The organism is Bacillus sp. Xin1, assembly GCF_013314535.1.
GTDB lineage: Bacteria > Bacillota > Bacilli > Bacillales > Bacillaceae_G > Bacillus_A.
Map to the genome: position 1 here is coordinate 18,277 of NZ_JABUAE010000043.1, position 10,436 is coordinate 28,712.

Annotated in this window: 11 protein-coding genes; 4 read left to right on the top strand and 7 right to left on the bottom strand. The window is 36.3% G+C overall.

What is annotated here, in order from left to right; genetic code table 11:
- The first annotated feature begins 3 nt into the window (after positions 1-3).
- On the top strand, positions 4-1,185 hold the full coding sequence (locus HRG09_RS23635; RefSeq protein ID WP_174103226.1) for a site-specific integrase: 1,182 nt from the start codon (positions 4-6) through the stop codon (positions 1,183-1,185).
- 77 nt (positions 1,186-1,262) lie between these two features.
- Here the strand turns inward: HRG09_RS23635 and groL are convergent, their stop codons facing one another.
- The gene (gene groL, locus HRG09_RS23640; RefSeq protein ID WP_174103227.1) at positions 1,263-2,897 is read right to left on the bottom strand and encodes a chaperonin GroEL; all 1,635 of its coding nucleotides are present in this window, start codon (positions 2,895-2,897) and stop codon (positions 1,263-1,265) included.
- Between the two features lie 37 nt (positions 2,898-2,934).
- On the bottom strand, positions 2,935-3,219 hold the full coding sequence (gene groES, locus HRG09_RS23645) for a co-chaperone GroES (RefSeq protein WP_000917306.1): 285 nt from the start codon (positions 3,217-3,219) through the stop codon (positions 2,935-2,937).
- 431 nt (positions 3,220-3,650) lie between these two features.
- On the opposite strand from groES, the gene HRG09_RS23650 reads away from it, so the two are divergent.
- Together HRG09_RS23650 and HRG09_RS23655 are read left to right on the top strand one after the other, a co-directional pair.
- The gene (locus HRG09_RS23650) at positions 3,651-4,394 is read left to right on the top strand and encodes a CPBP family intramembrane glutamic endopeptidase (RefSeq protein WP_174103228.1); all 744 of its coding nucleotides are present in this window, start codon (positions 3,651-3,653) and stop codon (positions 4,392-4,394) included.
- 2 nt (positions 4,395-4,396) lie between these two features.
- Positions 4,397-4,591: a YdiK family protein gene (locus HRG09_RS23655; protein ID WP_016117046.1), complete on the top strand. Its 195-nt coding sequence runs from the start codon at positions 4,397-4,399 to the stop codon at positions 4,589-4,591.
- A gap of 25 nt (positions 4,592-4,616) precedes the next feature.
- Here HRG09_RS23655 and HRG09_RS23660 read toward each other — a convergent pair whose 3' ends face one another.
- Positions 4,617-5,246: a redox-sensing transcriptional repressor Rex gene (locus tag HRG09_RS23660; RefSeq protein ID WP_174103229.1), complete on the bottom strand. Its 630-nt coding sequence runs from the start codon at positions 5,244-5,246 to the stop codon at positions 4,617-4,619.
- Positions 5,247-5,430: 184 nt separating this feature from the next.
- Here HRG09_RS23660 and HRG09_RS23665 point away from each other — a divergent pair, with 184 nt between their 5' ends.
- Positions 5,431-7,356, top strand: a complete 1,926-nt coding sequence (locus HRG09_RS23665) for an ABC transporter ATP-binding protein (protein ID WP_217448151.1) — start codon at positions 5,431-5,433, stop codon at positions 7,354-7,356.
- 274 nt (positions 7,357-7,630) lie between these two features.
- On the opposite strand, the gene tsaD is transcribed toward HRG09_RS23665, so the two are convergent.
- Genes tsaD through tsaE form a run of 4 tightly spaced genes read right to left on the bottom strand, consistent with a single transcriptional unit; the run spans position 7,631 to position 10,248 of the window.
- On the bottom strand, positions 7,631-8,647 hold the full coding sequence (gene tsaD, locus HRG09_RS23670) for a tRNA (adenosine(37)-N6)-threonylcarbamoyltransferase complex transferase subunit TsaD (protein WP_174103231.1): 1,017 nt from the start codon (positions 8,645-8,647) through the stop codon (positions 7,631-7,633).
- Complete coding sequence (rimI, locus tag HRG09_RS23675; protein ID WP_174103232.1) at positions 8,647-9,090, bottom strand: ribosomal protein S18-alanine N-acetyltransferase; 444 nt, start codon at positions 9,088-9,090, stop codon at positions 8,647-8,649. Before rimI ends, tsaD begins: the two co-directional genes overlap by 1 nt.
- Before the next feature lie 11 nt (positions 9,091-9,101).
- Positions 9,102-9,794, bottom strand: a complete 693-nt coding sequence (gene tsaB / locus HRG09_RS23680) for a tRNA (adenosine(37)-N6)-threonylcarbamoyltransferase complex dimerization subunit type 1 TsaB (RefSeq protein WP_174103233.1) — start codon at positions 9,792-9,794, stop codon at positions 9,102-9,104.
- Complete coding sequence (gene tsaE, locus HRG09_RS23685) at positions 9,775-10,248, bottom strand: tRNA (adenosine(37)-N6)-threonylcarbamoyltransferase complex ATPase subunit type 1 TsaE (protein WP_174103234.1); 474 nt, start codon at positions 10,246-10,248, stop codon at positions 9,775-9,777. The genes tsaB and tsaE overlap by 20 nt, the downstream gene beginning before the upstream one ends.
- Between the last annotated feature and the right edge of the window lie 188 nt (positions 10,249-10,436).

Below are 10,436 nucleotides of genomic sequence, written 5' to 3' on the forward strand. Positions count from 1 at the left end.
CCGATGGCATACATCTATAAAAAGGGAAAAAAGTGGGCATTTCGTGCATATATGGGTACTGATCCCGTAACAGGAAAAGAAATAAAAAAGAGTAAGTCTGGTTTTTTAACTCAAAAAGATGCAAAACTTGCAGCCGCTTTATTCGAAAGACAATTTCATAATGGCGAATATATCGAGCCATTAAAAATAACCTTTGAAACAATGTGTAAGGACTGGTTAAAGCATTATGAATCTCAAGGGGCAAAAGTAAGTAGCATAAGAGCAAGAAAAATTGCTTTAGATCGTGTTATTGCTGATTTTGGACACATACCTATTCAAAAAATCACTAAAAAAGCATACCAGGACACAATAGATAAGTTAGCAAATACTTTCAGTTCTAACTACATTTCAAGTATTCATTCATCTACTAACATGGTTTTTGTGTATGCTCAAGAAAATAAATTGATTAAGGATATACCAACTAAAGGAATTAAACTACCTAAGAAAAAGAAAACTGTCTCTGATCTTGAACAAGGTAATGAAATTCATGAAAAGTTTCTTGAAAAAGAAGAATTAGAGGAATTTCTAACGGTTACTAAAAATGATGGATTAGAAGGTGACTTATTAGCCTTTACTATGCTAGCGTATACTGGCTTACGAATAGGCGAAATGATCGCTTTAAAATGGTCTGATATTGATTTTGACGAACATACACTAAGAGTTATAAAAACTTACTACAATCCATCAAACAACAAGTTAAAATATACATTACTGACACCAAAAACAGAAGGTTCCATTCGTACTATAACAATAGACCCTCTTTTAGTTGCTATGCTCAAGCAACACAAACAACAACAAGAAAAAATAATAACAGATAACAAGCCGTTTTATAAAGACAATGATTTTATTTTTTCAACCAATGAAGGTTATCCTAAGACAATTAAGCATTTATCAATTAGAATGCAGCGATTACTTAAGAAAACATCTATACAAAAACAAGTAACACCTCATTCATTTAGACATACTCATACCTCTTTGTTAATTGAAGCAAATGTACACATAAAAGAGATACAGGAACGACTCGGACACTCCGATATTAATACAACAATGGACATATACGCACACATGACAAAGAACATAAAAAAAGAGGCTTCCAATAAGTTTAGTAACTTAATGAAAGACCTCTCTAAAAATCTTATTAACTAATATCGGTCACTTTTTCGGACACTATATTAGGTGTAAAGGCTTATAAACGTTGATATAACAAGGTTTTTACACCTAAATTACATCATGCCGCCCATACCGCCCATGCCCATGCCGCCCATGTCAGGCATTGCTGGTGCATTTGGTTCTGGTTTGTCAGCAACTACAGCTTCAGTTGTTAAGAACATAGCTGCAACAGATGCTGCGTTTTGAAGTGCAGAACGAGTTACTTTTGCTGGGTCTACGATACCAGACTCAAGCATGTTTACCCATTCGCCAGTAGCTGCGTTGAAACCAACGCCTACTTTTTCGCCTTTTAGACGTTCTACAACTACAGATCCTTCTAGACCAGCATTGATTGCGATTTGGCGAACTGGCTCTTCTAATGCACGAAGTACAATGTTGATACCTGTTGCTTCGTCACCTTCAGCTGAAATAGAAGCTACTTTAGTGTATACGTTCATAAGTGAAGTACCGCCACCTGCAACAATACCTTCTTCTACTGCTGCACGAGTTGAGTTAAGTGCATCTTCAATGCGAAGTTTGCGTTCTTTTAACTCAGTTTCAGTTGCTGCACCTACTTTAATTACCGCTACGCCGCCTGCAAGTTTAGCAAGACGCTCTTGTAATTTTTCACGATCGAATTCAGAAGTAGTGTCTTCTAATTGCGCACGGATTTGACCGATGCGAGCTTCGATTTGTTCAGTGCTTCCTACACCTTCAACTACAGTTGTGTTTTCTTTTGTTACAACAACTTTACCAGCGCGTCCTAAAGATGCAACTGTAGCAGATTTCAAGTCACGACCTAGTTCTTCAGTGATTACTTCGCCACCAGTTAAGATTGCGATATCTTCAAGCATTGCTTTACGACGGTCACCAAATCCAGGAGCTTTAACAGCTACTACATTGAATGTACCACGAAGTTTGTTTACTACTAATGTAGCTAACGCTTCGCCTTCTACATCTTCTGCAATGATAAGAAGTGGTTTACCTTGTTGTACCACTTGCTCTAACACTGGTAAGATTTCTTGAATGTTAGAAATCTTTTTGTCAGTGATTAAGATGTATGGGTTATCAAGGACTGCTTCCATTTTGTCAGAATCAGTAATCATGTAAGGAGATGCATATCCACGATCAAATTGCATACCTTCTACTACATCTAATTCTGTTGTGAAGCCTTTAGATTCTTCTAAAGTAATAACGCCGTCGTTACCAACGCGCTCCATTGCCTCAGCAATTAGTTTACCTACTTCTTCGTCAGCAGCAGAGATAGCAGCTACTTGCGCGATAGAAGATTTACCTTCGATTGGTTTAGAAATCGTTTTTAATTCTTCTACTGCCGCAACAACAGCTTTTTCGATACCTTTACGAAGGCCCATTGGGTTCGCACCAGCTGTTACGTTTTTTAAACCTTCACGAATCATAGCTTGTGCTAATACAGTTGCAGTTGTTGTTCCGTCACCAGCTACGTCATTGGTTTTGCTAGCAACTTCTGCTACTAATTTTGCACCCATGTTTTCGAATGCATCTTCTAATTCGATTTCTTTCGCGATTGTTACACCATCATTTGTAATAAGTGGTGAACCGAATTTTTTCTCAAGTACAACGTTGCGACCTTTTGGTCCAAGTGTTACTTTTACTGCGTTTGCAAGAGTGTCGACACCACGAAGCATCGAACGACGTGCTTCTTCACTAAATTTAATATCTTTTGCCATAATAATTGACCCCCTTGGATTTTTAAAATGTATATAATTAACCGATAACTGCTAAAATGTCACTTTCACGTAAAATCAAGTAGTCTGTACCTTCATATTTCACTTCAGTACCTGCATATTTTGAGAAGATGATAAGATCACCTGCTGCTACCTCTAAAGCAACACGCTCACCATTTTCAAGCACTCGACCAGTACCTACTGCAATAACTTTACCCTCTTGTGGTTTTTCTTTTGCAGTGTCTGGTAATACAATACCACTTGCTGTTTTTTCTTCTGCTTGAACAAGCTCAATTACAACGCGATCACCTAATGGCTTTAGCATGAACAATAACCTCCTCATTTTCCTATGTAAATTTTCTTTATTAGCACTCAAAGACCACGAGTGCTAACACACTTATAATAATAAATAATCTAATTTTCTTTTGCAAGTAAAAAAATCATAATTTTTTCGCAAATTACTAGATAAACTTTTTCTATACGCCTTTCTAAAAAATAATTCTTCCTTATAACCATTATTAAGAAGGCACGCGATATATGAATCGGCTTTTCCACTTATCGTATGTTACAATATGAAAGATGCCATAAGTTATTTTCTCTATAGGCACTGCTTTTTCCTGTTATCTATTTCATTTTCAAATAAAGATTTACAAAAAAATCATAATCCAAACGGTTATTACGTATCTCACAGCGGGATGTTTACATGTTATCTCGCCTTATCTCATAAACTAGAGTTAGAAAGGATGGTTAACCCATTTGAAAAAACAATATTGGTGGATTATAGTTACATATATTCTGATGCAACTATCGGGAATTGTTGGAATATGGCTCCTTTTCAAAACAGGGCTATATGATAATATGGCAGTTTCACGAGAGCAAAAAATGCAAATCATGGCTGGTCACTGGTCAATCATCAGCTTTTTCACTGCATTATGTATTATACTTTGGCTACTTAGAACCGATATTCGCGATAGACATTTAGATACGAAGCGAGCTAGTGTTCCTGCGACAATCGGCTGGATTTGTATTGGTTTCTTTTTAGCTATGTTTGCTCAAATACTTGCAGCTAATATTGAAATGCGATTATTAGGGATTAATCCTGGTTCTCAAAACACACAAGATTTGATGGAAATAGCAAGAGCTACTCCATGGTTTCTTATTGTTATATCAATCATTGGCCCTATTTTAGAAGAGATTGTCTTTAGAAAAATTTTATTTGGAACTCTCTATAAAAGATTTAATTTCTTTATCGCGGCAATTATTAGTTCGCTTGTTTTCGCAGCAATTCACTTTGATTTTACACACTTGTTAGTATACACTTCCATGGGACTTGTTTTCGCTTTTCTATATGTGAAAACAAAACGAATCATCGTTCCTATTATGGCTCACGTTGCCATGAATACATTAGTCGCAATAACTCAAGTACTAGTAAGTAACGAACAAATACAAGAAATGATTAAAGAAGCAGAAAAAATGCAAGGATTTATCGGAGGATTTTAAATATGAGGAACTCACCATTGTTCATGGCAGCACTGTATTTCCTTCTTGGATGTGTCTTTACACGTTTCGCAATTACGAACGTTACAGATACAATTTGGAACTTTGGGACACTGCTGTTTGCTGCTATGGCAACAATTGATTTTAATTTGGCACTTCGACTTATCTTAGTCAAATTTACAAAGAAAAAGCAACAATAAAACGCAGAGGGATTTCCTCTGCGTTTTATTGTGGATAATTTTTCAAAAAATAAACGAGTGTTTGTAATTCTACAGCTAAATCAATATGATGAATTCTTATATTTTCTGACACATTTAATCGCGCCGGTGTAAAATTTAAAATTCCGTGTACATTTGTTTCAGCCAATCGATCTGCTACAGCTTGTGCAACGGTAGCAGGTACTGTTAATATTGCCACTTGTATCTCATTTGTTAAACGATCTTCTAATTCATCCAAATGATATACAGGAATTCCTCCGATTTCTTTTCCAACTTTCTCTTCATTGACATCAAATGCCATTTCAATCTTTGTATTATTATTTTTAGTGAAATTATAATGTAAGAAAGCGGTCCCTAAATTACCCACTCCAATAAGTGCTACACGTGTTATATCATCTTGATCAAGCGTTTCTCGAAAGAACGATAATAAATAATTTACATTATATCCATAGCCCTTTTTCCCTAACGCTCCAAAATATGAAAAATCTCTCCGAATTGTTGCTGAGTCTACTTTTACAGCTTCACTCAATTCTGCCGATGAAACACGTTGCTTACCAGAAAGAGATAAGTTTTGGATAAATCGATAGTATAGAGGCAATCGTTTGGCAGTGGCCTGTGGAATCTTTTGCTGATCCATGTAACCTCTCCTCTCTTCCTATCTTTGTTCACAGATTTAAAACAAATACATAAGTTTAGCACTTATGACTTTCCTTGTATAATAGAGAGAAGACTTCTCTCTTTATTTTAAACTATACACTATTTTTAGTATGATTGAGAAATATAAACATGGCAAAGTTAAGAAATTATTTGAGGTGAAAACATTGATTTTATTACAAGTGAATGGGCTTTCAAAATTATACGGTGCTGAAACGATTCTTGCAAACATTAAATTGGAAGTTCAAACAAGAGATCGGATTGCACTAGTTGGTCGAAATGGTGCTGGAAAATCTACATTATTAAAAATAATTGCTGGTGAACTATCTCACGATGGCGGAGAAATTATAAAACCAAAGGATGTCTCTATCGGATATTTAGCCCAAAATACTGGCTTAGAAACAACCTTAACAATTTGGGATGAAATGCTTACTGTCTTTTCTCACCTGCAACAAATGGAAAAGAAACTTCGAAGGCTAGAGCACGAAATGGGGCAGGAAGAGAACTTTTCAAATACTGCTACGTACGAGAAATTACTCGCTGATTATGATCAACTACAGTTAGACTACAAAGATCAAGGCGGTTACCAATATGAAGCAGATATTCGTTCCATTTTAAGTGGACTTGGTTTTCCAGTGGAAACACACCAAACAACAATTTCTACGCTAAGTGGCGGCCAGAAAACAAGACTTGTTCTTGGGAAGTTACTGCTTACAAAACCAGACTTACTCATCTTGGACGAGCCAACAAACCACTTAGATATCGATACATTAACATGGCTTGAACAATATTTACAAGGCTATCCTGGCGCTATTTTAATCGTGTCCCACGATCGCTACTTTTTAGATAAACTTGTTACACAAGTATATGAAATTTCTAATAAAGAAAGCAGACGATATGTTGGTAACTACAGTAAATATTTAGATTTAAAAGCTGCACTATATGAGCAAGAAATGAAACGTTATGAGAAACAACAAGAGGAAATTGCGAAACTTGAAGACTTCGTCCAAAAAAATATTGCCCGTGCGTCTACAACAAAACGTGCACAAAGTCGTCAAAAGCAGTTAGACAGAATGGAATTACTAACTCGGCCATTAGGTGACTCTAAATCTGCATCCTTCCACTTTGATATCGAAAAACAAAGCGGAAACGACGTATTACAAGTAAAAGATGTTTCTATCGGATATGACAAAGAACCAATCATTGAACATGTAAACATGCGCTTAACTCGCGGTGATAGCGTTGCATTAGTCGGTCCGAATGGTATTGGAAAATCTACACTATTAAAATCAATTGTGAATAAATTAAAAACGTTAAGCGGTGAAGTTTCTTTCGGTTCAAATGTATCTATTGGATATTATGATCAAGAACAAGCAAACTTAACATCATCTAAGCGTGTCTTAAACGAACTATGGGATGATTATCCGCTAGAGCCGGAAAAAGAAATTCGTACGATACTCGGTAACTTTTTATTCACAGGGGATGATGTATTAAAGCCCGTATCTTCTCTAAGTGGTGGTCAAAAAGCTCGATTAGCTCTAGCGAAATTAATGATGCAAAAATCAAACCTACTCATTCTCGATGAGCCAACAAACCACCTTGATTTAAATAGTAAAGAAATTCTAGAGAATGCCTTAATTGATTATCCAGGAACTCTTTTATTCGTTTCGCATGATCGCTATTTTATTAACCGTGTCACAACTACAGTTGTTGAGTTATCGACAGCTGGTGCACAAGAATATTTAGGTGATTATGACTACTATATTGAAAAGAAAAATGAAATGATTGAACGTGCTGAGTTTGAAAAACAAGAAGAAGATGCACCAGTCCAAAAAACTATTGCTCAAGAGAAATTAAATTATCTTGAAGAAAAAGAGCGTAAAAAACAGGAGCGTCAGCGTACCCGAAAAATTGAAGAAATCGAACAAAACATTGTAACGTTGGAAGAGGAAATTGCAAAATTAGAAGAGGAACTATGCCTTCCTGAAGTATACGCTGATTATGAAAGAGCTAGTGAAATTACAACAGCAAAGCAAACAAAACAAGAACAATTAGAGAAGTTTATGGCTGAATGGGAAGAATTACACGTATAATCTCTATATATTCATAGGTCGAAAACAAGGTAGTTGAAAGCCATTCAACTACCTTGTTTATTTTTCAATACAAATAGTCAAAGGTCTGACCTCAATACTATTATCCACAACCTTATACACATATCCACCTTTATTATATAAACACAAAAATAACTTTTCCACATTATCAACAAACCACAAAAAAGTTATGCACATTTAATACTCACAATAAAACCCATATTATCAACAGATAATATGGGTTTTATCCACAGGTTGTGGTTAATTATGTGTATAACTATGCTTCAATATCTAATCCTGGATTTGCATTTAAAGCCAATGTTGCACGTTTTCCTTGTTCATATGCAATTGTGCCCGCTGCTGCAATCATCGCTGCATTATCTGTGCACAAGGATAACGGTGGAATAATAAGCTCAATTTCCTCTTTTTTTGCAAACTCTTCCTCTAAACGTGCACGAAGTCCTTTGTTTGCTGCAACACCACCAGCAAGCAATACTTGTTTTACATCATACGCTTCTGCTGCACGCGCTGCTTTCGTCACAAGTACATCTATTACACTCGCTTGGAAGCTAGCTGCTAAATCTTCTGGCGCAATTTCTTCACCACGTTGTTTTGCGTTATGCACAGTGTTGATAACTGCTGATTTCAATCCACTAAAGCTGAAGTCATACGAATCCGGCTCTAGCCATGCACGAGGTAAATCAATTGTCGGCTTTCCTTCATGGGCAAGACGATCAATATGAGGCCCCCCTGGATAAGGCATCGATAATGTACGTGCAACCTTATCATATGCTTCTCCTGCTGCATCATCTCTCGTTTCACCAATCACTTCAAATGAACCATGTTCCTTCATATACACAAGCTCTGTATGTCCTCCAGACACAACAAGTGATAATAATGGGAATTGTAGTTCTTTCACTAAACGATTCGCGTAAATATGCCCAGCAATATGATGAACGCCAACAAGAGGAATATTATGTGCAAATGCAATTGCTTTTGCTGCATTTACACCAATTAAAAGTGCTCCTACTAAACCCGGTCCTTCCGTCACCGCAATTGCATCAATATCTTCAAATGTAATGTTCGCTTCTTTTAATGCTTCTTCTAATACAACTGTAATTTGTTCTACATGATGACGCGATGCAATTTCTGGTACCACCCCGCCAAAACGTTTATGGCTTTCAATTTGTGAAGCGACAACGTTTGCCACTATTTCTGTTCCATTTTTAACAACTGCTACAGCCGTTTCATCACAGCTCGTTTCAATACCAAGTATAATCGTATTTTTTTCCATCATATATTCACCCACATTACAAGACCATCTTCATAATTGTCTGTATAGTATCGTTTACGAATTCCACCATTTTGAAATCCATACTTTCGGTATAACTGTTTCGCTACTTCATTTGACACCCGTACTTCAAGTGTCATCGTTTTTGCTCCCATTTCTCTTGCCTGATCCATTACTTCTTGCAGCAAGGCCTCCCCAAGCTTTTGACCACGATATTCTGGTAAAATGGCTATGTTCGTAATATGTGATTCATCAATAATTATCCACAATCCACAGTATCCGATTACCACATCATCTTTTTCTACGACAACATAATGTGCATACTCATTCGTCGTTAATTCACGATAAAATGCATCAGCAGTCCAAGGCGTTGGGAAAGACGCTTCCTCAATAGCTACAATTTGAGGAATGTCATCAGTCGTCATCTTTCTAAATGCAATACCCATTATGATAACCCCTATTGTTTCTGACTTTCTAGCCATTTTGTTTCTGCTTCTGCTAAACGGAGGTAGCTTGGAACAAATGTATGCACACTTTGCTCCTCTTTTTGTAATCCTAAAAATGCAAGCTCACTTGGTCTTGGGTTGTTCTTTGTACAAGAAGCAAAAACAGCTTGGTTCCCTAAATATTCTACAATCGTTTCTTTATGTTGATCTACGTCATTTCCGATAAATAAAACAGGTTGTCCCTTATCTTTTAACATCTGTAACCAATCCACAATAAGAACGATTCGATCATCTTCTATAGAAGATAACTGCTCTTCTTTATATGTATACAGGCCCGTATAAATTTGTCCGCGACGTCCATCAAACAATGGACAAATAACACCTTGAAAATTAGCTCCGTTCGCCGCCACTACTTCTAAGCTAGACACACCGACAATCGGTATTTGCAATGACCAAGCTAATGTTTTTGCAACCGTCACACCAATTCGAACCCCTGTATAAGATCCAGGACCAGCCGCTACAACGATTTTATCTAACTCTTTCGGCTTTACATTACATTCCTTTAGAAGTTGTTCTACTGCAGGCATAAGGCGCACAGAATGATTTTTGGTTAAATTCGTAATGATTTCTCCGGTAACAGTATTTCCATCCATAAGAGAAACACCCATTACGTAATTTGAAGTATCAATTGCTAGTACTTTCATCTTGTAATAGCTCCTCACATAATCTAATATAACGTTCACCACTTGGTTCTAACACAATTTTCCTTGTGTCATCACCTGTATGGAACAAGCTTATTTTTAATTTCTCATTCGGCAGAAAAGGTTCAATTAAATGCGCCCATTCTACTACAGTTATACCTTCACCATAAAAATACTCATCAAATCCTAAATCTTCTTCACTTTCCGCTAAACGATACACATCCATATGATATAGCGGTAATCTCCCTTTATACTCTTTAATAATATTGAATGTCGGACTATTTACCACTCGTTTCACACCAAGTCCTTTTGCAAGACCTTTTGTAAATGTTGTCTTACCTGCACCTAAGTCTCCTTCTAAAATAAGTACATCTTGTTCTTTAACAAGGTTCCCTAACTTTTCTGACAAGTTCTGCGTCTCTTCAGAAGAAGTTGTCTTTATTTCATATTTATTCAAAGGTTTCACCTACCTTACTCACAATATTCTCTGCTCTTTATTATACAGATTTTTTCCCTTTGTTTCATTTTGAACATATAAAAAAGACCTTAGGAATTTTCCTAAGGGTAAGATTGACTGTCTTTATAAGTTTTCTTAAAAATAAATAAAAAAATACGAAACAACTTGTTTCGTTCTTTTCTTTGTAT